Origin of the sequence: Actinosynnema sp. NPDC059335, from assembly GCF_042752395.1 — a bacterium.
Classification (GTDB): domain Bacteria; phylum Actinomycetota; class Actinomycetes; order Mycobacteriales; family Pseudonocardiaceae; genus Actinosynnema.
Genome location: NZ_JBHYXZ010000004.1, coordinates 83,188 through 108,453, shown reverse-complemented (window position 1 = coordinate 108,453; position 25,266 = coordinate 83,188). Strand labels below are relative to the sequence as shown.

Genomic DNA, 25,266 nt, shown 5'->3' with positions numbered 1-25,266 from the left:
CCGGCAATTTAAACCCGTCTCTGACACAGCACATAATACACCCCCCCCCACCCCCCCCGCCGCCGTGCGGCCTACCCCCCCGTGCCCAATTCCGCGTCCCGGGTGTTGAATTCGGGGTACCTGAGCGTTGGACACACGGGCGCTGGACGTAGGACTCTCGCGGTTGTGGAGATGCCGGTGGTCGTGGAGGTGCGGTACGTCGAGCCCGGACCGGTGGGCGTGATCGTGGTGGACGACGACCCGCCGCTGTTGACCAGCCCGGAACGGTTGGTCGAGTTCTCCGTCGCGGGACTCGACGCGCGGCCGGTGGCGCTGGTCGAACTGCGCGCGGTCGCCGTGGGCAGCCGGCAGCCGCGACCGGCCTACCGGGTGCCGGACGCGGACCCGCCCCTGCCCGTGGAGTGGCCGGAGGCGCTGGACTACTCGGTCGACCTCGTCCCCGGCGAGGCGCGGGTGGCCGAGGTCGCGTGGCGGGGCGACCCGGAACTGCCCGTCCCCGTCACGGTCGCCGAACCCCGGCGGTTCACGGTGGTCGGACGCCCCGAGCACGTCGAGGTCGAGTGGCGGCTGGAGCTGGACTGGACGACGTCGGACGGGCGTCGGGGCACCGTCACGATCGACGACGGCGGCCGGCCGTTCCACAGCTACCCGCACTCCACGCGTGCGACGGGCCGCCGCCCGCGCACCTGCACGCGTTCCTGGCGGCCAGGAGCAGGCCGAAGCGCTCGGCCTGCTCCTGAACGCTCAACTCGGGGTGCGCGAACGTAGGACACGCGCGTTCCGGAGGTAGGACACGCGGGTTAGAGGGTCAGGCTCCAGGAGTCGAGGCGCCCGGTGTCGGCGGAGTAGACGTCCTGCACCTTCAGCTGCCACGTGCCGTTGCGGGCCTCGGACGAGAGGTCCGCCGTGTACGTGGTGTCGATGTTGTCGCCGGAGTCGTTGTTCGACGCCTTCAGCCGGTAGGACGAGCCGTCCGGCGCGACCAGGTCGATCACCAGGTCACCCCGGTAGGTGTGCACGATGTGCACCTCGACCTGCGACGACGCCGAAGCGGTCCCCTCGCAGCCGGCGATGGTGACGGCGCTGGTGACGGCCGCGCCGTTGTCCGGGATGGCGACGTCGGTGTCGTTGGTCTGCCGTGCGCAGCCGACCGGCGGGTTGCCGCCGCCGCCGTACGGGTTGGCCGCCTTCTTCGCCGCGTACATCAGCATCGACTTCGTCTTCGGCCAGAACGTGGACGTCTGGCACGAGTACGCCGGGAAGAACCCGGAGCACGAGCCCGACGACGGCCCGATCTCCCACACGAACGACGCCACGCCCAGGTCGTCGTACACCCAGTCGTCGGTCGCGCCGGCCGCGTTGTAGAGCACCTCGCCCGGCTGCCCGTACTGCCACCCGCCGGCCAGCGCCGCCATGTCCTTGGCCATGGCGCGCATCGGCGCGTCGTTGCCCGTCTTGTACGCCGTCGTCCAGCCCCACGGGAACAGCACCAGGTTCGAGTAGCTGTGCATGGAGATCACGACACCGGTGGTGTCGGCGGGCGCGGCGTCGGTGTTGCCGGTGCCGCGCCGGTCGCGGTAGAGGCTGCGCCACAACGCCTGCAACGCCCGCGTCTCCACCTCGGAGTTCGCCGACGGGCCCTTGTAGGTCTGGTCGCACGGGTTGGTCGACGTGCCGGCGCCGCCCCAGTGCGAGTCGGTGTTGCGGTTGAGGTCGATGCCGATCTGCGACGACGACGAGCCCGAGCAGTTCGACCCGTTGGTGTTGTTGGCGTTCTTGCGCTGGTAGCGCGGCGAGTTGCCGCCCTGCTGCACGATGTTCACGCCGTCCGGGTTGGCGATCGGCACGACCCACACCTCGGTGGTGTCGAGCAGCGCGGTGACCTCCGCGTCCACCCCGTACCCGGCGGTGAGGTGGTCGATCCAGCGCCACGCCACGTCGCCGGTGGTGATCTCGCGGGCGTGCAGCTGGCCCATCACGAAGAACCGGGGCTTCGGCGCGGTCGGGTTCAGCGCGCAGTCGCCCGCGTTCTTCTTGGTGATGCAGACGGCGCGCAGGTCGTAGCCGCCCGCGCCCTGGGTCTTGCGCCACGAGTCGCCGTAGTCCACCAGCGTGGCCAGGCCCGGGTACTGCTGCGCGACCAGATCGAGGTGCGACCAGTGCGCGTTGATCGTGCGGTAGCCGCCGTAGTAGGTCTCGTTGACGTCGGCCGCGTCGAACGTGGGCGACTGGGACTTCTTCGCGGGCGGCTGCCACTGCGGCGCGGGCAGCACCTCGTCGACGAAGGCCGTGAAGCCGGCCTCCTTCAGGCTCCGGCCGGTGGTCTCGTCACCGAGCACGAACAGGTAGTCGCCGTCCCGGTCCTCCAGCACGTCGAAGCCGCGCCCGAGCAGGTTCTGGGCGGCGGCCCCGAGGGGCGCGTGGACCTTGTAGACGTAGGTGGGGCCGGCCTGCACGACGGCGACCTCGGGCGCGGGACCGGCGGCGCCGGGGCTGCCCCCGGTGACCACCGCCGCCGCTGCGACACCGGCCACGGCCAGCGCCAGCAGTGAACGTCTGGTCGACTTCACGGTTGTTCCTCCTAGGCAGGGGTGAGTCGGAGGATGGGGGACGGAACGGCTCCTTGCACACCCGCCATCCGGCCATTGCTCTGCGTCATGACCGGGGGTTTTGGTCGGTTCGGGTGAGGTACCCCGGCTCTTGGCCCGGATGGAGGAGGAGTCGTGACGGACGAAGAACTAGTCGAGCGCATCACCCGCCTGGTGGAGGAAGAACACCGGTTGGAGGGATCACGCATCGGCGAGGGCCTCAGCGACGGTGACGCCCGACGCCTGCGGGACCTCGAAGTCGCCCTCGACCAGACCTGGGACCTCCTGCGGCAACGCCGGGCCCGCCGGGCCGCCGGCATGGACCCCGACGCCGCCGAGCCGCGTGACCCCGGAACGGTGGAGAACTACCGGCAGTAGTCGGACACGCCTCGTCACCGGTCACCCGACAGGACAAGGGTGCCGATCGCCGATTTCACCCGATCGGAACCTCAGCCCGGCCTTCCTTGACCTGTCCCCTGGGGCAGCCCGCAGGCTCGTCGCCATGGAGGATGCGGGGGTGGCACGGCTACTGGGCACCGGCGAGTTCGCCCGCCGGTCGCGGCTGTCGGTGAAGGCGCTGCGGCTGTACGAGCGGCTGGGCCTGCTGCGGCCGGCCGAGGTCGACCCGGGCAACGGCTACCGGCGTTACCGGGAGGAGCAGCTGGCCGACGCGCGCCTGGTGGCGTCGCTGCGCCGGCTGGACATGCCGCTCGCCGAGGTGGCCCGGATCGTCGCCGCGCCCGAGGGCGCGCGGGCCGGCCTGCTCGGCGACTACTGGGCCGGGGTCGAGCACCGGATGGCCGTGCAACGCGGCCTGGCCGCCCACCTCCGCGTCGTGTTGTCCGGAGGGAAGGGACTGGTGGACATGTACCGGGTCGAACAGCGGGACGTGCCGGAGCAGGTGGTGCTGACCGAGCAGCGGCACCTGTTGCAGCCCGCGCTGGTGGACTGGATCGACGGCTCGATGGGCCGGCTCGTGAAGGCCGCGGGTGAGCACGGCGGCGTGGCGGCGTCGCCGTTCATCGTCTACCACGGCGAGGTCAACGAGGACAGCGACGGGCCGGTCGAGGCGTGCGTGCCGATCCCGGTGGACGCGCCGCCGGACGGGGTCGCGGCCCGGGTCGAGCCCGCGCACCGGGAGGCGTACGTGCGCCTGACCAAGGCGCAGGTCGACTTCCCGCAGATCCTGTCCGCCTACGACGCCGTCGCGATGTGGATCAAGGAGAACGGGTTCGCGATCCACGACGCGCCCCGCGAGGTCTACTTCGCCGACTTCGACGCCGCGGGGCCGGACGACGAGGTCTGCGACGTCGCCTTCCCGATGCGCTAACGCGCCGCGACCGAGGACTGGCGACTTCCTTCGGCTCGACGTCGTCCTCAGCCGTGCCTCGCGCATGCGGATCGAGAAGAACTCGAGCCGGACCGTGGGTGTCGGCGGCATGGTCGTCATCCGATCGAGTCAGCTGCTCGGCTTCGTCAGACGAGCTGAGCGAGCCGGTGGTCCAGCGCCGTGTGCCGACGCCCCGCGCCCACGGTGCGGACCGCCTGCCCGATCGCCTTGCGCGAGCCGACGAGCACGACCAGCTTCTTCGCCCGCGTCACCGCCGTGTAGAGCAGGTTGCGCTGCAACATCATCCACGCGCTCGTCGTGATTGGGATGACGACGCACGGGTACTCACTGCCCTGTGAGCGGTGAATCGTCATGGCGTAGGCGTGGGTCAGCTCGTCCAGCTCGCCGAACTCGTAGTCCACGTCCTCTTCCTCGTCGGTCCGAACGGTCAGCTTCTGCTCCACGACGTCAATCGCCGTGACCACGCCGAGCGTGCCGTTGAAGACGTTCTTCTCGTAGTTGTTGCGCATCTGGGTCACCTTGTCGCCGACCCGGAACACCCGGCCGCCGAAGCGCCGCTCCGGCAGGTCGGGCCTGGCCGGCGTCAAAGCCTCCTGCAACAACGAGTTGAGCCCGCCCGCGCCCGCCGGACCCCGGTGCATCGGCGCGAGCACCTGCACGTCCGTGCGCGGCTTGAGGCCGAACTTGCGCGGGATGCGGTTGGCGACCACGTCGACCACCGTCGTCGCCGCCTCCTCGGCCTCCTCGACCGGGAACAGGAAGAAGTCCGGCAGGCCCTGCACGACGGGGTAGTCGCCGTTGTTGATCCGGTGGGCGTTGGTCACCACGCCGGACTGCTGCGCCTGCCGGAAGATGTGCGTGAGCCGGACGTTCGGGATGGGGCTGCGCTCGGACAGCACGTCGCGCAGCACCTCGCCCGCGCCGACGGAGGGCAGCTGGTCCACGTCGCCGACCAGCAGCAGGTGCGCTCCGGGCGCGACCGCCTTCACGAGCTTGTTGGCCAGCAACAAATCCAGCATCGACGCCTCGTCCACCACGACGAGGTCGGCGTCGAGCGGCCGGTCGCGGTCGTAGGCGGCGTCACCGCCCGGCTTCAGCTCCAGCAGCCGGTGCACGGTGCGGGCCTCGTGCCCGGTCAGCTCGGTCAGCCGCTTGGCCGCCCGCCCGGTGGGCGCGGCCAGCACGACCTTCGCGCCCTTGGCCGCCGCCAGCTTCACGATCGACCGCACGGTGAAGCTCTTGCCGCAGCCGGGACCACCGGTCAGCACCGCCACCTTGCGGGTCAGCGCGAGCCGGACCGCGTCGCGCTGCTTCTCCTCCAGCGACGCGCCCAGCCACGCGAACGCCCGTTCCCACTCCACTTGCCGGAAGGCGGGCATCCGCTCCTCCTCGGTCCTGAGCAGCCGCAACAGCTGGTTCGCCAGCGAGATCTCCGCCCGGTGGAACGCGAGCAGGTAGACGGCGGGGTCGCCGTCCGGCATCACCTCGCGCACCACGCCCTCCTCCGCCACCAGCTCGGCCAGGCACTCGATCACCAGGCCCGCGTCGACCTGGAGGATCTTGATCGCGTCACCGATCAGCTCGTTCTCGGGCAGGTAGCAGTTGCCGTCGTTGGTGGCCTCGGACAGGGTGAACTGGAGCCCGGCCTTGACCCGTTGCGGGCTGTCGTGCGGGATGCCGACGGCCTTCGCGATCACGTCGGCGGTGCGGAAGCCGATGCCCCACACGTCGTTGGCCAGCCGGTAGGGCTCCTCGCGGACGACCTCGATGGCCTTGTCCCCGTACTGCTTGTAGATGCGCACGGCCAACGACGTGGACACGCCGACGCCCTGGAGGAAGACCATGACCTCCTTGATGGCCTTCTGCTCCTCCCACGCGGCGGCGATCAGCCTGGTGCGCTTCGGGCCGAGCTTGGGCACCTCGATCAGCCGGTGCGGCTCGTGCTCGATGACGTCCAGCGCGCCCACGCCGAAGTGCGTGACGATCCGGTCCGCCAGCACCGGCCCGATGCCCTTGATCAGGCCGGAGCCGAGGTAGCGGCGGATGCCCTGGATGGTGGCGGGCAGCACGGTCGTGTAGTCGTCCACGTGGAACTGCTTGCCGTACTGGGGGTGCGAGCCCCAGCGCCCGCGCATCCGGATCGACTCGCCGGGCTGCGCCCCGAGCAGCGAGCCGACCACCGTGACCAGGTCGCCGCCGCGGCCGGGGTCGACGCGGGCGACCGTGTAGCCGGTCTCCTCGTTGGCGAACGTGATCCGCTCCAACACCGCTTCCAGGACCGCGTCAGCCACGCGGTCACCCTAGGACGTGCCGCCGACGCCGGGGCACACCGGTCACGGCCACAGCAGCGGCCGCCCCCGTACCCGCCCACGACCACGCCGTGGTCGTGGACGCCCTGCGCGAAGCCGGAGGTCCCGTTCGCGACCCCAGCCACGCAGAGGTTGCCTGGGAGCGCTCCCAGGATCGCCCGTTCGGCTTCGGGACGAGGGTGGCGCTCCTCCACAGGAAGTTCACAAATCACGCCGACCGCCTCCACGGCCCCGACATAGGGTCGAGCGCATGACACGCCGCGTTCTGGTGGTCGAGGACGACCTGACCATCGCCGACTCCGTGGCCGCCCGGCTGCGGGCGGAGGGGTTCGAGGTGGACCTCGCGCACGACGGGCCGTCCGCCGTCGCGCGGGCCCGTGACGGGCGGCCCGACCTGGTCGTGCTGGACGTGATGCTGCCCGGGTTCGACGGGCTGGAGGTGTGCCGGCGCATCCAGGCGGACCGGCCCGTGCCGGTGCTCATGCTGACCGCCCGGGGTGACGAGACCGACCTGCTGGTGGGTCTCGCGGTCGGCGCGGACGACTACCTGACCAAGCCGTTCTCGATCCGCGAGCTGGCCGCCAGGGTGCACGCCCTGCTGCGGCGGGTGGAGCGGGCGGCGTCGGCGGCGGCGTCCCGGATCACCGTCGCGGACCTGGAGATCGACCTGGCCGAGCGGCGGGTGACGCGGGGCGGCGCGGAGGCGCACCTGACGCCGACCGAGTTCGAGCTGCTGGTGCACCTCGCCGAGCGGCCGCGGGCCGTGCAGTCGCGGGAGCGGTTGCTGAGCGAGGTGTGGGGGTGGGGCGACGGGACGGGGACGCGGACGGTGGACAGCCACATCAAGGCGTTGCGGCGCAAGCTGGGCACGGACCTGATCCGGACCGTGCACGGCATCGGCTACGCGTTGGAGGTGCCCCGGTGAGCCTGCGGTCGGCGGTCCGGATGACGGTGGAACTGCTGCCGCGCCCGCTGGACCCCGTGCGGTCGATCAAGGTGAAGCTCGGGATCCTGCTGGTGTCGGCGATGTCGGCGGGGTTCGCGTTCTTCCGGTGGCGGATCGGGTGGCTCGCGCCCGGGACGACGTTCGGCGCGGTGGCGATCGTGCTGGTGACGTCGCAGGTCCTGGCGCACGGGATGACCAGGCCGTTGCGGGAGATGACCGCGGCGGTGCGGGCGATGCGGGCCGGTGACTACAGCCGCCGGGTGCGGGCGACGGCGCGGGACGAGGTCGGCGAGCTGGCCGGGGCGTTCAACCAGATGGCGGCCGACCTCGGCGCGGCGGACCAGCAGCGGCGGGAGTTGATCGCGAACGTGTCGCACGAGCTGCGGACGCCGATCACGGCGCTGCAGAACGTGCTGGAGAACGTCGTGGACGGGGTCGCGCAGCCGGACGCGGCGACCCTGCGGACGGCGTTGGCGCAGACCGAGCGGCTCGGCCGGCTCGTGACCGAGCTGCTGGACCTGTCGCGGATCGACGCCGGGGCGCACCGGCTGGACCTGGCCGAGTTCCCGCTCGCGGAGCTGTTGGAGGAGGTCGTGGCGGAAGCCGCGGTGGCCGCCCGGGGGGTGCGGTTCACCGTGGACGTCTCACCGCCGTCGGCGACCGTCCGCGCCGACGAGGCCCGGTTGGCGCAGGTCGTGGCGAACCTGCTGGACAACGCGGTCCGGCACGGTCCGGCGGGCGGCGAGGTGCGGGTGTCGGCGGTGGTGGGTGCGGAGCTGGTGCTGGAGGTGGCGGACGACGGGCCGGGCATCGCGCCGCAGGACCGCGAGCGCGTCTTCGAGCGGTTCACGCGGGGTGAACGGGCCGGCGGCGGGGGCACCGGGCTGGGGCTGAACATCGCCCGGTGGGTGGTCGACCTGCACGGCGGCACCATCGCCGTGGTGGACGGTCCGGGCTGCCGGATCCGGGTCACCCTGCCCGCCTGAACCAACGCCGGGGCACCGCCAAGGCGTTGCTCCGCAAGCGTCCCCGCCCAGGGGAACCCTGAACTCAATTCAACCAGACACCACCGACAATTCCGGGTTTCGAGCCCTTCCCGGTCGTGCCCGAGGCCCGAACCGGAGCCCACCCGAGGCCCGGTCGGAGCAGGCCGGAGCGCCCGACCGAACCCCTGTCAACCAGCCGCCGTGCCCACGGCGGTCGATCACGCATGCCCACGGAGTCCCGATGACCACGACCACCGCAGAAACGCCGGAAACCGCGGAACCGACCATGACACCCCACCGCGCACTCCTCACGGGCGCGGCCGCCGGGCTCGCCGCCGCGATCCTCCTCCCCTTCGACGAACCGGGCCTCGGCTGGTCGCTCACCGCGGTCGTCGTCTTCGCCCTCCTGCGCCGGGTCAGGCCGGGCTGGGCGGTGCTGTCCACCGCGCTGTTCGCGGTCGGCGCGTTCGTCGCCGCCGAGTGGCTGTTCGCGCTGTGCGCCATCGCGGGCTGCGCCGCCGGCTCGCTCGCGGTCGCCGGGGGGCGGACCGCGCGCGGCCTGGTGTTCGGCGCGGGAGCGGTGCCGTTCGCGGCGGTCCGGGCCGTGCCGTGGGTGGCGCGGGGCGTGAAGGACAGCGGCACGCCGGCGCTCGTCCGGCCCGTCCTGGTGACCGCCGCCCTGCTGGTGGTGTTCGTGCCCCTGCTCGCCGGCGCGGACGCCGCGTTCGCGGGCCTCCTCGGCCACATCACGCCCGACGAAGCGGCCGGCGGCCCCATCACCCTGTTCCTGGTCGTGGGCCTGGGCACGATCGGCGCGGCCTTCCTGCTCGCCGCACCGCGCCGGGTGGACGAGACCGGCGACCTGCCCCGCACGGTCGCCCGGCGCGACTGGGTGCTGCCGGTGGGCGCGCTGGTGGTGCTCTTCGCCGCGTTCGTGGCCGTCCAGGTCACCACGCTGTTCGCGGGCGACGAGCACGTCCTCACCACCCCCGACCTCACCTACGCCGACTACGCGCGCAGCGGGTTCTGGCAGCTCCTCGCCGTCACCGTGCTGACCCTCGGCGTGATCGCGGTCGTCGCGCGCCTCGCCCGCCTCGACTCCCCCACCGACCGCCGCTGGCTGCGCGGCCTGCTCGGCGCGCTCTGCGCGCTCACCCTGGTGATCGTCGCGTCCGCCATCACGCGCATGTGGCTGTACCAGCAGGCGTACGGCTTCACCGTGCTGCGCGTCGTGGTCACGGCCTGCGAGCTGTGGCTGGGCGTGGTCTACGTGCTGGTCCTGGCGGCGGGCGTGCGGTTGCGGGCGCGGTGGTTGGCCCGCGCCGTCGTCGGCACCGGGTTCGCCGCGCTCGTCGGGCTCGCCGCGCTGAACCCGGACCGGCTCATCGCGGAGCGCAACATCGAGCGCTACGAGGCCACGGGCAAGATCGACATCTGGTACCTGGCCGGGTTGTCCGACGACGCGGTGCCCGCCCTCGCCACGCTCCCGCCCGGCCTGCGCGCGTGCGCGCTGGAGTTCCGCCGCGTCGGCCCGGACGACTGGACGTCGTTCAACCTCGGCCGCCACCGGGCCGGGGACGTGCTCGCCGGGGTCACCCGCGGCGACTGTGCGCGGTGACGTGGTCGGCGACGAGGAGCGCCACCTCGCGCGGGTGCGTGAGCTGCGCCCAGTGCCCGGCGTCGAGCACGCGCCGCCGCACGTCGGACGCCCACCGCTCCACGCCCTCCAGCACGCCGTCGGTCACGTACCGGTCCCGCGCCGGCCGCACCAGCTGCACCGGCACGTCGGTCCGCCGCTCCCGCGGCGAGCGCAACCGGGGGATGAAGTTCGCGCGGTACAACGCCATCCCGTGCACGCCGTCGCGCACGACGGTCGGCGAGGCGGGCGGCGTGAAGCCCTCGGCCCGGCGCACGACCGACCGCCAGCGCGGTCCGACGACGTGCCGCCACACCAGGGGCGCGACGACCGGCACGTGGAACGCGACGATGTACCACGAGTGCAGCAACTGCCGGAGGCGTTGCGCGGTGGGCGCGCGGCGCGTCCAGTGGCCGATGTGGTCCAGGCACGGCCCGGAGATCGAGGTGTACGACGCGATCGGCGCGCCCGGCGTGGTGACCGCCTCCCACGCCTGGATGGAGCCCCAGTCGTGCGCGACCACGTGCGCGGGCGCGTCCGGGCTGACGGCCGCGATCACCGCGAACAGGTCCCGCGCCAGCACCGGCAGCCGGTAGGCGGCCAGCCCGCGCGGCGCGGAGGACGCGCCGGCCCCGCGCACGTCGTAGGTGACGACGTGGAACTCCTCGGCCAGCAACGGCACGACGGCGTCCCACACGTGGTGCGTGTCCGGGTAGCCGTGCACCAGCACGACGGTCGGCGCGGACCGGTCGCCCTGCTCGAACACGGCCAGCCGCACGCCCTCGGACTCCACGAACACCGCTGCCTCCGGGACGCCGGGTGCTACTCCTGGGTAACTTGATGAACGCTACCCCACCGCGGGCCCGGACCGGCCGACCGCCCGTGGGGAATCTCGCAATCCGGCCGCACGGGGGCGCGGAAGGGCTGAACCGCCCGGTCCGTGGGTACGGCCCACGAGGAAGTACCCGTGCGGAGGAGGTTCATGCCCGTGTTCACCGCCGTGATCACGTTCGCCGGCTCGCTGCTGGTCGCCCTGGTGGCCGTCACGCTCGTGCACCGGGTGGTGCGCCGCATCGGGCGGCGCTCCGACCTGTTCGCCGGGCTGGCCCGGCACGCGCACCGGCCCGCGCTGGCGGTGGCCGTGCTGGTGGCCGTGCAGTTCTCCCTCGGCGTGGTCGCGCACGGCGACTGGCGGCCGGTCGCGCTGCACGTCACCGGGATAGCGCTGATCCTCGCCGGCGCCTGGCTGCTGGCCGCGCTGCTCGTGGTGATCGAGGACGCGACGCTCGCGCGCATCCGGGTCGACGTGTCGGACAACCGGCACGCCCGCCGCGTGCACACGCAGATCACGCTGGTCCGCCGGGTCACCGTGGTGGTGGTCAGCGTGCTCGCCGCCGCAGCGGTGCTGATGACGTTCCCGGGCGCCCGCGCGGCCGGCACCTCGATCCTGGCCTCCGCCGGTGTGATCGGCGCGATCGCCGCCCTGGCGGCGCAGTCCCTGCTGGGCAACGTGTTCGCGGGCGTGCAGATCGCGTTCAGCGACGCGTTGCGGCTGGACGACGTGGTGGTCGTGGAGAAGCAGTGGGGCCGCATCGAGGACATCACCCTCACCTACGTGGTCGTGCACCTGTGGGACGACCGGCGGCTGATCCTGCCCACCTCCTACTTCCTCAAGACGCCATTCGAGAACTGGACCCGGACCCAGTCGGCGCTGCTGGGCACGGTCGAGCTGGACGTCGACTGGACCGTGCCGGTGGAGGACCTGCGGCAGGAGCTGCGGCACGCGCTGGAGCGCAGCGACCTGTGGGACGGCCGGGTGTGCGTGGTGCAGGTGACCGACGCGGTGGGCTCGTTCGTGCGGGTCCGCGCGCTGGTCAGCGCCTCGGACGCGGGGCGGCTGTGGGACCTGCGGTGCGTGGCGCGCGAGCACCTGGTCGGCTGGCTGCGGTCGCGGCACCCCGGCGCGCTGCCGCAGGTGCGGGTGCGCGACCTGCCCCGCGGCAACGGCCAGGCCCCGGCGCCAGCGGCGAACGGGTCGTCGGACAACCGGGTGTTCGGCGACAGCGCGGACGGCCAGGAGCGGGTGCAGGCGTTCAGCGGCCCGGAGCAGCCCGTGCAACCGCGTTGAGCCGCCGTTCCGTCCTGGTGGCAGGATTCGGCACGGGAGGACGCATGCGCGGGGTCGTCGTGGGTGTGCTGGCGGGGCTCGTGCTGGCGGGCTGCGCCGCCCGGCCGCCGGACACCGCCTCGGGCGGGCCGCTCACCGCCACGGTGCCGTCGGTGGTCACGGAGGTCACGGAGGTCACGGTGCCGGTCCAGCTCAGCCCCCGGGCCAGGGAACTGCTGGCCGAGGCGGCGCGGGACGGGCAGCGGTCCGTCGGGCTCACCGTCTCCGCCGAGCCGGGCGCGACCGGGCAGGTGGTCGAGCGGCTGCGGCGGGCGGGCGCGGCGGTGGAGGCGTCCGACGCGACGATCGGCTACGTCCGGGTGACCGTCCCGGTCGAGCTGGCCGAGCGGGTCGTCGCCGTCGAGGGCGTCAGCCGCGTCGACGTGGACGAACCCCTGTCCAACGCGGACCCCACCCCCTAGCGACAAGGCTCGGGGCCACCCCCGCGTGCGGCGGGAGTGGCCCCGAGGTCTGCCCGGTGGCGTCAGGCCACGTTCTGCACGATCACCGCGCCGCGGCCGACGACCGCGCCGTCCGCGGTCTGCACGGTCAGCTCACCGCGCAGCACCCGGCCCGCGCCGGCCTGGCCCGCGGCGGTCACCGTGCCGGGGACGGTCCAGGTCGCGCCGGCGGTGCGGTCGGCGTTCGCGTCGGTCACGGCGACCGAGCCGAGGCCCGGCGCGGCGAACACGTCGATGTAGTCGTACTCCGTGGTGCCCGCGGGCACCTCGTAGCCGTCCACCTGCACCCGCCACGCGCCCGCGGCCGGGTTCGGGATCGTCACCGACTCCTCCGAGTCGCCGTCCGCCGACTGGCCGGCGAGCACGCAGGTGCCGCTGGTGCAGTTGTAGACGAACAGGTCGAGGTCGGCCGACACGTCGCTGGTCTTGCCGATCGTCGCGCGCAGCGACGTGGAGCCCGGCGCCACGACCAGGTCGTACGCCTGCACCGTCGCGTCGGCGATGGACGGGCGCGCGATCCGGGCGCTGGCCAGCGCACCGCCGACGACCCTGCCGTTGAACGCGCCCAGCGAGTTCGTCACGGTGTACTCGCGGGCGATCGGCGTGCCGATCACGGCCGAGGCGATCGTGTCCGGGTTCGGGCTGATCGCGGTGCCCAGGACGGACGCGGTCACCGAGTACGGCGCGGTGTCGGCGTCGGACGTGCGCCGCGCCTCGACCACGATCTCCCACACGCCCGGCACCGGGTTGCTGACCGTGCGGCTGGTGGGCGAGCCACCGGCGCAGCCCGCGCCCGCGTCGGGGTTGTAGCAGTTGGTGGACGTGGTGGTGTCGAACGGCACGCCGTACGGGTCGTAGCGCAGGAACCGGACCTGGCCCTTGCCCGGCTCGGCGCCGCCGGCCGCCATGTCGACCTTCAGCGCGCTGGTGCCCGCGGGCACCTTCACGAAGAAGCTCTTCGACTGGTTGCGGGCGATCGTGCCGGACTTGGTCACCGCGTACTTGCCCGCCGCGGTGAACTCGTCCGCCGCGAACACGGTGTTCAGGGTGAACACGTCGATGCCGCGGGTGCCGGGGTTGTCGAGCTTGAGCACGGCCGAGTGCGCGCCCGCCTTGGTCGGCTTGACCTTGACGTCGAACTGCACCGGCGTGTTCAGCGGCAGGCTGACCAGGGACTTCGACGAGAACGTGCCGTCGTTGCCCTGCCAGTCCACCAGGAACTGCTGGTTGCGGTTCGGACCTGTGGTGCGGGTCAGGGTGTAGGTGCGGGTGTACTCCTTGCCCACGACGACGCCCTCGCGGTCGTGGATGCCGACGCCCGTGTTCGGGGTCGCCAGCAGGCCGGACAGCGCGGTGTTCACGGTCACCGACGTGGTGACCGCCTGCGTCTCCGGGTGGGCGTTGAGCTGCTCCCACGCGCGCTTGGTGTCGAACAGGCCCGCGCCCTGCTCGTACGCCTGGAGGGTGGACACCCACTTGGCGCCGGACTGGATCGCGTTGCGCAGCGCCGCGACCGGCGGACGCTCGCCGTTGTGCTCGGCCTTGTAGGCGCTGACCAGCAGCGCGGCCGCGCCGGTCGCCTGCGGGGCGGCCATCGACGTGCCGTTGAACATGGCGTAGCCGGCGGGCAGGTCGTAGGTGCCGGCCACCGGGCCGGGCGCCTGCCACTGCGGCGTGGTGGAGATCGCCGAGCCGGGCGCGACGATCTGCGGCTTGAACCCGCCGTCCTCGCGCGGGCCGCGCGAGGAGAAGCCGTGCAGGCTCTCGCGCTGCTGCGTCTTCGAGCCGTAGTTGGACAGCCAGGTGTCGGCGGTGATGTAGGAGCCGACGCTGATCGCGTCCGTGGCCACCGACGGGTCGCCGACGGTGTTCGCGCCCGCGCCGCTGTTGCCCGCGGAGATGAACACCTGCACGTTGTACTCGGCGATGGTGCGGTTGTAGAGCTCCGCACGCGCGTTGTTGCCGTCGTTGAGGGCCGGCAGGCCGCCGATGGAGATGTTGACGACGTCCGCGCCGTTGCGCGCCGCGTACAGCAGGCCGTCGATCAGGCCGCTGTTGGTGCACGACGGGGTGGACAGGCAGACCTTGACGGCCATCAGCTTCGCGCCGGGCGCGGCGCCGGACATCTTGCCGCCGAACATCTTGTTCGCGGCGGTGATGCCCGCGACGTGCGAGCCGTGCGCGGCGGCGGAGATGCCGATGTTGACCCACGCGACGCCGGCCGCGTCGTAGATCGACTTGTCGGTCTGCACCACGAACGCCACGGTGTCCAGCACCGGCGTGGCCGGGTTGTCCGCGCCGAAGTGGCCGACGTCCTTCTTGTACTTGTAGTCGATCATCGGGGTCTGGTCGGTGAAGTCGCCGTCGCCGTCGGTGTCGACCCGGACTTCCTTGGTGGTGATGTCCTGGAGCACGCCGAACGCGTCCGTGCGGTCGCCGTCGCGGTTGATGTCGCCGCCGGTCTCGCTGTTGGCCAGGCCCAGGTCGCCCGCGGTCTCGCGGAACAGGCCGAAGCTGAACGGGCCGCCGGTGGCCGGCGCCTTGTAGGTCGCGCCGCCCGCGGTGAACGTGCCGTTGTAGCGGCCCGAGACCTGCAGCCAGGTGCCGTCGCCGGAGTTGGTGGCGTTGGCGTTGTACCAGTCCACGATCTTGCGCTCACCGGTCGACGTGGTCGCCAGCGCGGGGTGGTCCAGGTCGATGCCGGAGTCCATGATGGCGATCGTCGTGCCGCGGCCGTCCCACTTGGGGTGCTCGTCGGTGAACTGCGCCGCCTTGGTGTCCTGCGTCGGCATGTACGGGTTCTTCTTGGGCGTCTTCGGACCCGGCGCGGGCTGCGGCAGCGGGGACGACGCGCCGTCGGGCCGCGGGTTGTCCAGGACGACGAGGCCGTCCACGTCCACCGCGTTCACCGAGGCGAGCGCGGCGGCCTTCTCGGCCTTCTCGCGCGGCACGGAGACCTTGAGGTAGTCGACGTCGCGCTCGGTGGACTCCACCACGCCGCCGAGGGCCTTGAGGTCGTTGGCGGCGGAGTCGAGCTTGCCCTCCTCGGCGGCGACGAGGAGCGTGACGGTGGGCTGACCGGCGCGCTCGGCCTCGGCGAGGCGTTCCCGGTCCTGCTTGTCGAGCTTGTCGGCGGGCGCGGGCGCGGTCGGCACCTCCTGCGCGACGGCCGTCCCGGCGGCGAGGCCGAACCCGGTGGTGCCCAGCACGGCGGCCAGCAAGGCCGCACTGGTGCGGTGTCTCCACCGGCTTGCTGAGTTGATCACGGCGCAAACCCTTCGTGGGGAAAGATTGGCGCAAGCACATCTGCCAGGCACCCGGCGAACAATCGGACGAACAGACCAATAGAAGAGTCCAATTTGGACTGTTCGGCCTATTGCGCGAACGCGCGGGAAGTGCCGCAGAACACCGGAACGGGTGCGACCACTCCAGTCAAGAGCCGACCGGCCGGAATGTCAAACACTGTCAACGGTGAATCACCCGGCAGAGCCCGGATTCGGTAACAAATCGCACTTCAACGCGATGGCGAGCACACTGGTGTGCATCGTGGACGCCGAACCGATCGACCGCATAGCCGACGAGCTGTACACCGTGCCGCCGGCTCGTTTCGTCGCGGCCAGGGACGCCCGCGCGCGGGAGGCCGCCGAGCGCGGCGACAAGGAGCTGGCCAAGCAGGTCTCGGCCCTGCGCAAGCCGACCCTGTCCGCCTGGGCGCTGAACCTGCTGGGCCGCTACGGCGGGTCCGACCTGGCCGAAGCGCTCGCTCTCGGTGACGAGCTGCGCGCCGCCCAGGAGAAGCTGCGCGGGGGCGCGCTGAGGCAGCTGGGCGCGCGGCGGCGGGCCGTGCTGAGCGCGCTCGTGCGGAAGGTCGAGCTGCTGGCGACGGACCGCGGCCACCCCCTCGGGCCGGACGCCGTGCAGCAGGTGCGCACGACGTTGACCGCGGCGCTGCCCGACGCCGTGCTGGCCGCCCGGATCAAGGCCGGGCGGCTGGTGAAGCCGGTCGAGCAGTCCGGCTTCGGCCCGTTGAGCGAGACCGCGACCCCGGTGCGGGACGACCTCGCGCCGCGCCGTGAGCAGCGGCGGGAGCGTCAGCTCGCGCGGGCGCGCGAGGACATCGACACCGCTCGGGCCGACGTGCGGAAGGCGGACGCCGCCGTCGCGGAGGCCGAGCAGACCCTGACCGAGCGCGAGGAGCACACCGCGACCCTGCGGGCCGAGCTGCGCCGGGCGCAGCAGGCCGAGCACGAGGCGGCGACCAGGCTGGAGCGCGCGAAGCGCCGGGCCGACGACGCGCGGGGGAAGCTGGCGGGCGCCGAGGCGAAGATGACCGAGTTGCGCGGGGACGCCTGACCGTCGTCCGTGACCCGCGACACATCCGAACAGGGCCGGCGAATACCCAGCGTGACGCCCGACACCCCGGGGCCTCCGGGGGAACACCCACCGGTAACCACCCGTTCTACTACTGGTCGGCACGTGGACGCCGCACCGGACGTCAGGCCCGCAGGGCACCTCCCCCCAGGCCCGCGCGGCACCTCTCCCCGAGACGTTGCAGGTGCGCCCACGCCTGCCCGACCGCCGCCGGCCGAGCGGCTACCCCCACCGAACGGCCGGCGGTCATACTTCCGCTCACCCTCACACCATGTACTGGTCGTGCCGCGCGTACAGCTCGGTCCACTCCTCCGGGCTGAGCTGCCGGCCCGATTCGCCGATCTCGGCCAGTTCCCGGAAGTACTCCTCGCGCGGCGGCGCGGGCGCGAAGAGGATCAACATCGACGCGTGCTCGTCGGCGTCGTTGCGGAAAGCGTGCACGCCGCCCTCGGGGACGTAGAGAAAATCGCCCGCGGTGGCGTCGACCCACGTCTCGCCGTTGAACAGCCGGACCGTTCCGGAGATCACGTAGAACGACTCCGAGAACGTCTTGTGGAAGTGCGCGGCCGGACCGCCGGCGCGCGGGGCCATCCGCCACTCGAACAGGCCGAACTGCCCGCGCGTGACGTCGGCGGTCCCGACCAGCCTGGCCCGGGTCACCGGCCGGTCGATGGTCGGCACCTCGGCCACCGGCCGCCACACCGCGCTGATCTCGCCGACGTCCCCTGTGTACGACACCGTGCACCAACTCCCTAAAAGTGAATCTTCTTCAACTCTCGTCCGCCGCCGGAGTTCGATCTAGACTCGCCCGATGGCAGAGGACGCGGATGTCATCGTCGTCGGCGCGGGCCTGGCGGGCCTCGTCGCCACCGCCGAACTGGTCGACGCCGGGCGCAGGGTCATCCTGCTCGACCAGGAGCCGGAGGCGTCGCTCGGCGGTCAGGCGTTCTGGTCGTTCGGCGGGTTGTTCCTGGTCGACAGCCCGGAGCAGCGGCGGCTGAAGGTCAAGGACTCGGCGGAGCTGGCCCTGCAGGACTGGCTGGGCTCGGCGGCGTTCGACCGGGACGCCGACCACTGGCCGCGCCGGTGGGCCGAGGCGTACGTGGACTTCGCGGCGGGCGAGAAGCGGCCGTGGCTGCACGCGATGGGCGTGCGCTGGTTCCCGCTCGTGCAGTGGGCCGAGCGCGGCGGGTACCTGGCCGACGGCCACGGCAACTCCGTGCCGCGGTTCCACGTGACCTGGGGCACCGGGCCCGGCATCGTGGCGCCGTTCGAGCGGCGGGTGCGCGAGGGCGTGGCGCGCGGGCTCGTGCAGCTGCGGTTCCGGCACCGCGTCACCGGGCTGACCACGACCGGAGGCGTGGTGGACGGCGTGCGCGGCGAGGTGCTGGAGCCCAGCACGGCCGGTCGGGGCGAGCCCAGCTCGCGGACCGCGTCCGGCGACTTCGAGCTGCGCGCGCAGGCCGTGGTCGTCACGTCCGGCGGCATCGGCGCGAACCACGACATGGTGCGCCGCAACTGGCCCGCCCGGCTGGGCACGCCGCCCGAGCACATGCTGTCGGGCGTGCCCGACCACGTGGACGGCGAGATGCTCAGGGTCGTGCAGGGCGCCGGCGGCGAGATCATCAACGAGGACCGCATGTGGCACTACCCCGAGGGCATCGCCAACTACGCCCCGGTGTGGAGCAGGCACGGCATCCGCATCCTGCCCGGCCCGTCGTCGCTGTGGCTGGACGCCACCGGCGCGCGGCTGCCGATCCCGCTGTTCCCGGGGTTCGACGCGCTCGGGGCGCTGGAGCACATCGTGAAGACCGGGTACGGCTACTCGTGGTTCGTGCTGAACTCGCGGATCATCGGCAAGGAGTTCGCGCTGTCCGGGTCGGAGCAGAACCCCGACCTGACCGGCAAGGACGTGAAGGCGGTGCTCAAGCGGGCGCTGCCCGGGGCGGTCGCGCCCGTGGAGGAGTTCGCCAAGCGGTCCGAGGAGTTCATCTTCGGCCGCACGCCCGAGGAGCTGGCCGCGGGCATGAACCAGCTGACCGGCACGTCGTTGATCGACGCGGCGGCGCTGCGGCGGACCATCGTGCACCGCGACCGGCAGGTGCTGTCCGGGCTCGGCAAGGACATGCAGGTCAACGCCATGCGCGAGGCGCGCAGGTTCGTCACCGACAAGCTGATCCGCGTGGTCGAGCCGCACGCGCTGCTGGACCCCAAGGCCGGTCCGCTGATCGCCGTGCGGCTGTCCGTGCTGACCCGCAAGACGTTGGGCGGCCTGCACACCGACCTGTCCGCGCGCGTGCTGCAGTCCGACGGCACGCCGTTGGCGGGCGTGTACGCGGCGGGTGAGGCGGCGGGGTTCGGCGGCGGCGGCGTCCACGGCTACCGCGCCCTGGAGGGCACGTTCCTGGGCGGCTGCCTGTTCTCCGGCCGCGTCGCCGGCCGCGCCGCCGCCCACGCCACCGCCTGACCTGAACGTTGAACTCGGGGTACCCGAACGTAGGACACACCTGACCTGAACGTAGGACACACGCGCGTGTCCTACGTTCGGAACGCGCGTGTCCTACGTTCGGAACGCGTGAGTTGTGCGGTCAGGAGGCCAGGCCCAGTTTGCGGGCCAGGTCGTCGGCGTCGGCCAGGCGCAGGTCGCGGTAGAGCTGGAGCGCGGCCAGCCAGTGCGGGCGGGCGGCGGCCGGGCCCTCGGACTGCTCCAGCACGTCCCCGATCGCCCGGTGGCACAACGCCTCCTGGTAGCGGTCGCCCAGGCGCGCCGCCAGCGCGAGCCCCGCCCGGTACGACTCCAGCGCCTCGTCGGCACGGCCCAGCTGCTGGGACGCCGCGCCCACGGTGTGCAACGTCGCCGTGTGCGCCTTCGACGGCGCGGACGGGAACAGGCCCAGCGCCTCCGTCGCGTGCCGCAACGCCTCCTCCGGCCGGTGCTTGCGCAGCAGCACGTTGGCCAGGTTGTTCTGGATGCTCGCCTGCGACCGGTTGTCCCCGACCTCCCGCGCCACCTCCAGCGCCTCCAGGATCGTCTCCTGCGCCCGGTCCAGCTGGTCGTCGGCCATCAGGCAGTACCCGAGGTTCGCCAGCGCCGCCAGCTCCAGGTGCCGGTCGCCGTCCGACAACGCCGCCGCCCGCGTGCACGCCTTGATCGCCTCGTCGATCCGCCCCAGGTCGGCCAGGGTCGAACCCAACCGCAGCAGGAACGTCGCCTGCGCGTGCCGGTCGCCGAGCGAGCGCGTCGCGGCCAACCCGATCCGGCACAGCGCCAGCCGGTCCAGCCGGTTGCCCCGGCGGAAGTGGAACGCGTCCAGGCACAGCGCGAGCTGCCACGTCCGCTCCCGCTGCCCGCTGTTCACCGCGATGTCCAGCGCCAGCCCGAGGTTCGCCTCCTCCAGCGTGAACCAGTCCAGCGCCGCCGCGTGCGACGCCAGCTCCGGGAACGACGCCGGCCGGTGCTCGATCGGCCCGAACGGCCGGACGTGGTCGGACAGGTGCGCCCGCGCCCGGTCCGCCACGTGCAGGTAGTAGTCCAGCAGCCGGTTCGCCGCCACCTGGTTGTCCACATCGGACTCCGTGGCCGCCAGGTGGTGGGTGAACAGCCGCACGAGGTCGTGCCGCGAGTACCGGTCCGGCGTCGACTCGTGCAGCAGGTTCGCGTACGCCAGGGTCCGCAGGTGGGTGCGGGCGCTGACCACGTTGATGTCCAGCAGCGCCGCCGCCGCGTAGCTGTCCAGGTCCGTGCCGGGGTGCAGGCCGAGCCGCCGGAACAGCCGCGCCGCGCCCTCGGGCAGCTCCCGGTAGCTCACGGCCAGCGCCGCGTGCACCCCGCGCCCCGCCTCCGGCAGCGACAACGCCGCCAGCCGCCCCTGCTCGTCGCGCAGCTCGTCCACCAGCGACTGGATCGTCCACCGCGGCCGGGACGCGAGCCGCGCGCCCGCGATCCGCAGCGCGAGCGGCAGCCGGTCGCACAGCTCCACCAGCTCCGCGACCGCCTCCGGCTCCTGCTCGATCCGCTGGCGGCCCAGCAGCGCGGTCAGCAGGTCCTCGGCGCTCGACTCCGGCAACGTCGGCACGTGCAGCGACGACGCGCCCTCCGTCACCACCAGGTCGTCCAACCGGTGCCTGCTCGTCACCAGCACGAGGCACCGCGGCGAGCCCGGCAGCAGCGGCCGGACCTGCTCGGCCGACCGGGCGTTGTCCAGGAAGACCAGCACCCGCCGCCCGGCCAGCAGCGACCGGTACTGCGCGGCCTGGCCCTCCAGGTCCACCGCGATCTGCGAGTCGGTCAGCCCGAACGCCCGCAGGAACCCGATCAACGCCGTCCGCGGGTCGAGCGGCTCGGTCTCGTCGAACCCGCGCAGGTTCACGAACAGCTGGCCGTCCGGGAAGTCGGCCGCCACCCCGTGCGCCCACCGCAGCGCCAACGCCGTCTTGCCCACCCCGGCCGGGCCGACCAGCAGCCCGATCGCCGAGTCCTGGCCGATCAGGGCCGCGCCGAGGTCGGACAGCTCCTCCTCGCGCCCCACGAACCCGCGGTGCTCGCGCGGCAACTGGGCGGGCGCGCGGTCCACCGCGGGCGTCGGCGCGGTGTCGCCCGCCAGCACGGTCTGGTACGCCTCGCGCAGCTCCGGCCCCGGGTCGACGCCCAGCTCGTCGGCCAGCCGCTCCCGCGTCCGGTGGTACACCGCCAACGCCTCGGCCTGCCGGCCGCTCCAGTGCAGCGCCAGCACCAGGCGCGCCACCAGCGCCTCGCGCAGCGGGTTGGCCTCCACCGCGTCACGCAGCCCGGACACCGCCTCGGCCGCCCGGTCCAGCCGCGTCAGCCGGGTCGCCAGCTCCTGCACGGCCACCAGCCGCAGCTCCTCCAGCCGCGCCGACACCGCCTCGCGCAGGTGGTCGCCCGGCACGTCCGCCAGCACCGGGCCGCGCCACAGCGCCAACGCGTCGCGCAGCAGCCGCACCGCGTCCTCGTCCGGCGCGTCGCGGGCCGTCGCCAGCAGGTCCTCGAACCGGAACACGTCGACGTCCGCGCGTTCGCCGGTCAGCACGTAGCCGGGCGACCGGGTGACGAGCGCGACACCGTCGGCGAGGACCTTGCGGAGCTGGGCGATGTGCCCCTGGAGGGCGGCTTTGGCCTGCGGCGGCGGTGAGCCGTCCCACACGAGGTCGAGCAACCGGTCGCCGGACACCACGCGGTTGAGTTCGAGCGCGAGTGCCGCGAGCACCGTCCGCCGCTTGGCCGCGCCCAACCGAACGGCTTCCCCACCTGCGGAAACCAGCTCAACGGGCCCAAGCAGGTTCACCCGCATCCGCAAGCCCTTTCGGCGTTGTCACCGTGTGGTCGATGAGTTTCCCACAGTCGTCACCGCACCCCGACGGGCCGCGTTGGGCGCGCGTTGGCCCGGCGTTGGGGGGTCGCGGGATGGTCGGTTCCGTCCAGCAGGCTGCCTTCGCGAGGGATACCGATGTACATCGCCGAGAACGGGGATGAAGTGGCCCCGCCCCGTGAGGTCCCGACCGTCAACGGACAGGTCGTGGCGCTCCAGGAGACCGTGAACTCCGGCCGGGTGTCGCTCGATCCCGCCACCGGCGAGGAACTGCGCAGGATGCTCCTGGAGCAGATGGACCAGGTCGACTCGTGGCTGGAGCGCGCGGGCCGGCTCGCCCGCCCCGCGCCGATCGGCCGCAACCCCGTCGGCGACCGGCTGGCCCAGAAGTTCGAGGCCCGCGCGGACGGCGACCCGCGGTCGTTCGTGGCCGTGATGACCGCGTACCGCGAGGTGCTCCAGCAGACGCACGACTCCGTGCAGAGCGCGATCCGCAACTTCACCGCGGTCGACGAGGAGAGCGGCGTCGCCCTGACCAGGCTGACCGGGAACTGAGGGGACTGGCGACGATGGCGACCGAGCAGGTGGCGCAGGGCGGGCAGGAGCCCGCGGCGAAGCGGCTGTTCCGCGAGGACCAGGAGCCGGACCCGGTGCTGACCGAGACCCAGAACTGGGCGTCCCGGTCGCACCGCGAGCTGTACGAGGCGGTGCACCACAACAACGACCCGGGCCAGACCGGCGAGATCGGCGCGGAGTGGGGCCAGTTCGGCGCCGAGCTGACCGAGGCCGCCCGGCTGATCAACGAGCGGGTGGCGCTCAGCGAGTCCGGTTGGACCGGCGACGCGGCGGACGCGGCGCGGCTCGCGATCAAGGGCCTGGCCGACTGGGTGACGCACACCGCCGAGACCGCGGTCGAGGTGGGCAAGCGGGTCCAGGACGAGAGCCAGATCATGGAGAACGCGCGGGCCAGCATGCCCGAGCCGGTCGAGTTCAACTGGGACCAGGCCACCGGCGTGTTCACCGCGGGCGGCATCCAGGGCCTGGCGAGCTCCGCCGCCGACGTGCAGGCGGCCAACGACCACGCGCGGGCGCTGCACGAGCACGCCGTGACCGTCATGACGACCATGGAGCGGGAGTCGCAGGCGGTCGACCAGACCACGCCGCGCTTCACCGCGCCGTTCAACCCGGTCACCGGGCGCACCGAGGAGCCGGTGCTCGCGCTCTCCCGGGCCTCGGTGGCCACGCTCGCGAGCGCGAACGTGGACGCGGCGGGCGGCGCGGGCGGCGGTGGCACGGCGCCGTCGGCGTACACGGCGGCGCAGCCCGCCCAGCAGGCGCAGGCGCTGCGGCCCGTGGAGCAGGCGCCGGCGTACCAGCCGGCCCAGCCGACCACCCAGCCGTCCGGGTACGCGCCCGCGGCGGCGTCGTACCAGCCGGGTGGCTACTCCGGTGGCGGGTACTCCGGTGGCGGTGGCGGGTACGCCGGCGGGTCGCCGGTCCCGCAGCCGGTGTACCGGCCCGAGGGCACGACGGCCGCTGCCGCGGCGGCGCAGGTGCCGGTGGCGAACCCGTACACGCCGCCGACGCCCAACTACGGCTCGACGTACACGCCGCCGCCCGCCGGGGGCTACCAGCCGCCGACGGGCACCGGCTACGTGCCGCCGTACCAGCCGGCGAACCCGAACACCGTGCCCCGGCCGGGTGGCGGCACGCTGCCGCCCGGCGTGAAGCCGCCGGCCTACATCCCGGCGGGCAGCCCCGGCACGCCCCCGTTGCCCGGCACGCCGGGAGCGGCCGGCGTCGGTGGTACCGGCGGTGGCGGCGGCGGTGGCGGCGCGGGCGGCGCGCGGATGCCCGGCGGCATGCCCCCGGGCGCGTTCGGCGGCGGTGGCGGCGGTGGCTTTGGCCCGACCGGCTCGGGTGGCGCGGGCGGCCCCGGCGGCTCGCTGGCCGCGGGCGGTTCGACCGGCGCGGTCGGCGGTCCCGGCCCGCGCGGCGCGATGCCCGTCGGCGGCTTCGGCCCCGGCGGCGCGGGCGCGGCGGCGTCCCCGATGGCGGGCGGCGCGCCGATGGGCGGCGCCCCGGCCGGCGGTCAGCAGGGCGAGGACAAGGAGCACCGGTCCGCCGCGTACATCCGCGGCGAGGACATCTTCGAGGTGCCCGGCGAGAACCTGCCGCCCTCGGTGATCGGTGGCGCGAAGCCGCGGAAGAAGGGCGACCAGCCGTGATCGAGCCGGAGTTCGTGCTCACGCCGCGCGAGCTGGACGTGCTGTGGCACCACCTCGACCTCGGCCGGCTGCCGTACCCGCTGGACGTGCCGAGCCTGGGCGCCACCGAGGAGGAGCGCAAGCGGTTGCGGGAGGAGGTGCTCGCCGCCTACGGCGAGCCCTCGCCCCGGCTGGTGGAGCTGCTGCGGCTGCTCGCCGAGCACGAGGTGGCCGTGGACGCGGTCGCCCACGTGGACCGGTCGGTGCGCGCGGTCGCCGTGTCCGACGGCGGGCGGGGCGCGATGGCGGTGATCGACAGCGGCTCGGTCGGGGTGCTGGAGATCCGGCCGACGTCGCTGGCCCGGTCGATCGTGGAGGTGCTGCCGGACGGGTCCGCCGGGCCGGGCAGCGCGTTGTCGCTGCGGCTGGAGACGCTGAACGCAGCCGTGGCGATGCAGAACGAGCAGCAGCAGGACGACGAGGACGACGACCCGTGGGGCAGCGCTGAGCTGGACGAGCGGGAGGCGCTGCAGAAGGCCGGCCTGTCGCGGGAGGACGCGACCGTGGTCAGCGAGCTGGCCACGAGCCGGGTCGCGGGCGGCCAGTTCGGCGTCACCGTGGGCGGCGGCTACCGGCGCTCGCGGGCCGGCACGCTGATCACCTGGTTCGACACCCACCAGGGCCGCTACCTCATGGTCCACGAGGACGGCTGGCTCAGCCTGGCCCCGACCGACAACGACCGCATCGCCACCCGCATCGCCTCGGTCCTGTCCACCGTCGCCTGACCCACCGCGGGGGGGGGGGGGGCCCCCCCCCCCCCCCCGCCCCCCCCCCCACCCCCCCCCGGGAACGAGCATTCGGCGCGGGGGGAGAACTCACGCGCAAGCCACCCCACAAACACGCGACCGGGCCAC

General features: G+C 73.2%; 19 protein-coding genes. 13 read left to right on the top strand and 6 right to left on the bottom strand.

Features of this window, described 5'->3' with window-relative positions; genetic code table 11:
• Positions 1-165 precede the first annotated feature (165 nt).
• Positions 166-768: a hypothetical protein gene (locus ACFXGA_RS02305; protein ID WP_378083560.1), complete on the top strand. Its 603-nt coding sequence runs from the start codon at positions 166-168 to the stop codon at positions 766-768.
• A 32-nt stretch (positions 769-800) separates the two neighbouring features.
• On the opposite strand, the gene ACFXGA_RS02300 is transcribed toward ACFXGA_RS02305, so the two are convergent.
• Positions 801-2,570, bottom strand: coding sequence for a M14 family zinc carboxypeptidase (locus tag ACFXGA_RS02300; RefSeq protein WP_378083558.1), 1,770 nt, complete (start codon positions 2,568-2,570; stop codon positions 801-803).
• A 153-nt stretch (positions 2,571-2,723) separates the two neighbouring features.
• Between ACFXGA_RS02300 and ACFXGA_RS02295 the strand changes: the two genes are divergently transcribed.
• Entirely contained in the window at positions 2,724-2,966 is a 243-nt protein-coding gene (locus ACFXGA_RS02295; RefSeq protein ID WP_378083555.1) for a DUF2630 family protein, read from the top strand.
• A 139-nt stretch (positions 2,967-3,105) separates the two neighbouring features.
• Entirely contained in the window at positions 3,106-3,918 is an 813-nt protein-coding gene (locus tag ACFXGA_RS02290) for a MerR family transcriptional regulator (RefSeq protein WP_378083553.1), read from the top strand.
• 146 nt (positions 3,919-4,064) lie between these two features.
• Here ACFXGA_RS02290 and ACFXGA_RS02285 read toward each other — a convergent pair whose 3' ends face one another.
• Complete coding sequence (locus tag ACFXGA_RS02285; protein ID WP_378083551.1) at positions 4,065-6,230, bottom strand: ATP-dependent RecD-like DNA helicase; 2,166 nt, start codon at positions 6,228-6,230, stop codon at positions 4,065-4,067.
• Between the two features lie 268 nt (positions 6,231-6,498).
• On the opposite strand from ACFXGA_RS02285, the gene ACFXGA_RS02280 reads away from it, so the two are divergent.
• The 3 genes from ACFXGA_RS02280 to ACFXGA_RS02270 all read left to right on the top strand — a co-directional run bounded on the left by ACFXGA_RS02280 (position 6,499) and on the right by ACFXGA_RS02270 (position 9,798).
• Positions 6,499-7,173, top strand: a complete 675-nt coding sequence (locus ACFXGA_RS02280) for a response regulator transcription factor (protein ID WP_378083548.1) — start codon at positions 6,499-6,501, stop codon at positions 7,171-7,173.
• A 20-nt stretch (positions 7,174-7,193) separates the two neighbouring features.
• Complete coding sequence (locus ACFXGA_RS02275) at positions 7,194-8,180, top strand: ATP-binding protein (protein ID WP_378083597.1); 987 nt, start codon at positions 7,194-7,196, stop codon at positions 8,178-8,180.
• Between the two features lie 286 nt (positions 8,181-8,466).
• Positions 8,467-9,798 carry a DUF4153 domain-containing protein gene (locus ACFXGA_RS02270; protein WP_378083546.1) on the top strand — a complete coding sequence of 444 codons (1,332 nt, stop codon included), beginning with the start codon at positions 8,467-8,469 and terminating at the stop codon, positions 9,796-9,798.
• Here the strand turns inward: ACFXGA_RS02270 and ACFXGA_RS02265 are convergent.
• On the bottom strand, positions 9,773-10,615 hold the full coding sequence (locus ACFXGA_RS02265; protein ID WP_378083544.1) for an alpha/beta fold hydrolase: 843 nt from the start codon (positions 10,613-10,615) through the stop codon (positions 9,773-9,775). The two genes, ACFXGA_RS02270 and ACFXGA_RS02265, sit on opposite strands and share 26 nt — an antisense overlap.
• Before the next feature lie 183 nt (positions 10,616-10,798).
• Here ACFXGA_RS02265 and ACFXGA_RS02260 point away from each other — a divergent pair, with 183 nt between their 5' ends.
• Both ACFXGA_RS02260 and ACFXGA_RS02255 read left to right on the top strand, forming a co-directional pair.
• Entirely contained in the window at positions 10,799-11,944 is a 1,146-nt protein-coding gene (locus tag ACFXGA_RS02260; protein ID WP_378083542.1) for a mechanosensitive ion channel family protein, read from the top strand.
• A 44-nt stretch (positions 11,945-11,988) separates the two neighbouring features.
• A complete protein-coding gene (locus ACFXGA_RS02255) occupies positions 11,989-12,405 on the top strand; it encodes a hypothetical protein (RefSeq protein WP_378083540.1) in 417 nt (138 codons plus the stop codon).
• Positions 12,406-12,467: 62 nt separating this feature from the next.
• Here ACFXGA_RS02255 and ACFXGA_RS02250 read toward each other — a convergent pair whose 3' ends face one another.
• Entirely contained in the window at positions 12,468-15,710 is a 3,243-nt protein-coding gene (locus tag ACFXGA_RS02250; RefSeq protein ID WP_378083538.1) for a S8 family serine peptidase, read from the bottom strand.
• Positions 15,711-15,966: 256 nt separating this feature from the next.
• Between ACFXGA_RS02250 and ACFXGA_RS02245 the strand changes: the two genes are divergently transcribed.
• Complete coding sequence (locus tag ACFXGA_RS02245) at positions 15,967-16,797, top strand: hypothetical protein (protein WP_378083535.1); 831 nt, start codon at positions 15,967-15,969, stop codon at positions 16,795-16,797.
• Positions 16,798-17,079: 282 nt separating this feature from the next.
• Here ACFXGA_RS02245 and ACFXGA_RS02240 read toward each other — a convergent pair whose 3' ends face one another.
• Entirely contained in the window at positions 17,080-17,553 is a 474-nt protein-coding gene (locus ACFXGA_RS02240) for a cupin domain-containing protein (RefSeq protein WP_378083532.1), read from the bottom strand.
• A gap of 73 nt (positions 17,554-17,626) precedes the next feature.
• On the opposite strand from ACFXGA_RS02240, the gene ACFXGA_RS02235 reads away from it, so the two are divergent.
• On the top strand, positions 17,627-19,282 hold the full coding sequence (locus tag ACFXGA_RS02235; RefSeq protein WP_378083530.1) for an FAD-binding dehydrogenase: 1,656 nt from the start codon (positions 17,627-17,629) through the stop codon (positions 19,280-19,282).
• A gap of 121 nt (positions 19,283-19,403) precedes the next feature.
• Here ACFXGA_RS02235 and ACFXGA_RS02230 read toward each other — a convergent pair whose 3' ends face one another.
• Positions 19,404-22,127 carry a BTAD domain-containing putative transcriptional regulator gene (locus tag ACFXGA_RS02230; RefSeq protein WP_378083528.1) on the bottom strand — a complete coding sequence of 908 codons (2,724 nt, stop codon included), beginning with the start codon at positions 22,125-22,127 and terminating at the stop codon, positions 19,404-19,406.
• Between the two features lie 156 nt (positions 22,128-22,283).
• Here ACFXGA_RS02230 and ACFXGA_RS02225 point away from each other — a divergent pair, with 156 nt between their 5' ends.
• From ACFXGA_RS02225 to ACFXGA_RS02215, 3 genes are read left to right on the top strand one after another with little or no spacing between them, the layout of a single operon-like run.
• On the top strand, positions 22,284-22,700 hold the full coding sequence (locus ACFXGA_RS02225) for a hypothetical protein (protein ID WP_378083526.1): 417 nt from the start codon (positions 22,284-22,286) through the stop codon (positions 22,698-22,700).
• A gap of 14 nt (positions 22,701-22,714) precedes the next feature.
• Entirely contained in the window at positions 22,715-24,373 is a 1,659-nt protein-coding gene (locus ACFXGA_RS02220) for a PPE domain-containing protein (protein ID WP_378083524.1), read from the top strand.
• Positions 24,370-25,137, top strand: coding sequence for an ESX secretion-associated protein EspG (locus tag ACFXGA_RS02215; protein WP_378083523.1), 768 nt, complete (start codon positions 24,370-24,372; stop codon positions 25,135-25,137). The genes ACFXGA_RS02220 and ACFXGA_RS02215 overlap by 4 nt, the downstream gene beginning before the upstream one ends.
• Positions 25,138-25,266: the final 129 nt, after the last annotated feature.

Excerpts from the sequence above, each read along its gene's own strand:
- ACFXGA_RS02280 (WP_378083548.1), top strand. The coding sequence starts at position 6,499 with ATGACACGCCGCGTTCTGGTGGTCGAGGACGACCTGACCATCGCCGAC.
- ACFXGA_RS02275 (WP_378083597.1), top strand. The coding sequence starts at position 7,194 with ATGACGGTGGAACTGCTGCCGCGCCCGCTGGACCCCGTGCGGTCGATC.
- ACFXGA_RS02270 (WP_378083546.1), top strand. The coding sequence starts at position 8,467 with ATGACACCCCACCGCGCACTCCTCACGGGCGCGGCCGCCGGGCTCGCC.
- ACFXGA_RS02260 (WP_378083542.1), top strand. The coding sequence starts at position 10,799 with ATGCCCGTGTTCACCGCCGTGATCACGTTCGCCGGCTCGCTGCTGGTC.
- ACFXGA_RS02255 (WP_378083540.1), top strand. The coding sequence starts at position 11,989 with ATGCGCGGGGTCGTCGTGGGTGTGCTGGCGGGGCTCGTGCTGGCGGGC.
- ACFXGA_RS02245 (WP_378083535.1), top strand. The coding sequence starts at position 15,967 with ATGGCGAGCACACTGGTGTGCATCGTGGACGCCGAACCGATCGACCGC.
- ACFXGA_RS02235 (WP_378083530.1), top strand. The coding sequence starts at position 17,627 with ATGGCAGAGGACGCGGATGTCATCGTCGTCGGCGCGGGCCTGGCGGGC.
- ACFXGA_RS02230 (WP_378083528.1), bottom strand. The coding sequence starts at position 22,127 with ATGCGGGTGAACCTGCTTGGGCCCGTTGAGCTGGTTTCCGCAGGTGGG.
- ACFXGA_RS02225 (WP_378083526.1), top strand. The coding sequence starts at position 22,284 with ATGTACATCGCCGAGAACGGGGATGAAGTGGCCCCGCCCCGTGAGGTC.
- ACFXGA_RS02220 (WP_378083524.1), top strand. The coding sequence starts at position 22,715 with ATGGCGACCGAGCAGGTGGCGCAGGGCGGGCAGGAGCCCGCGGCGAAG.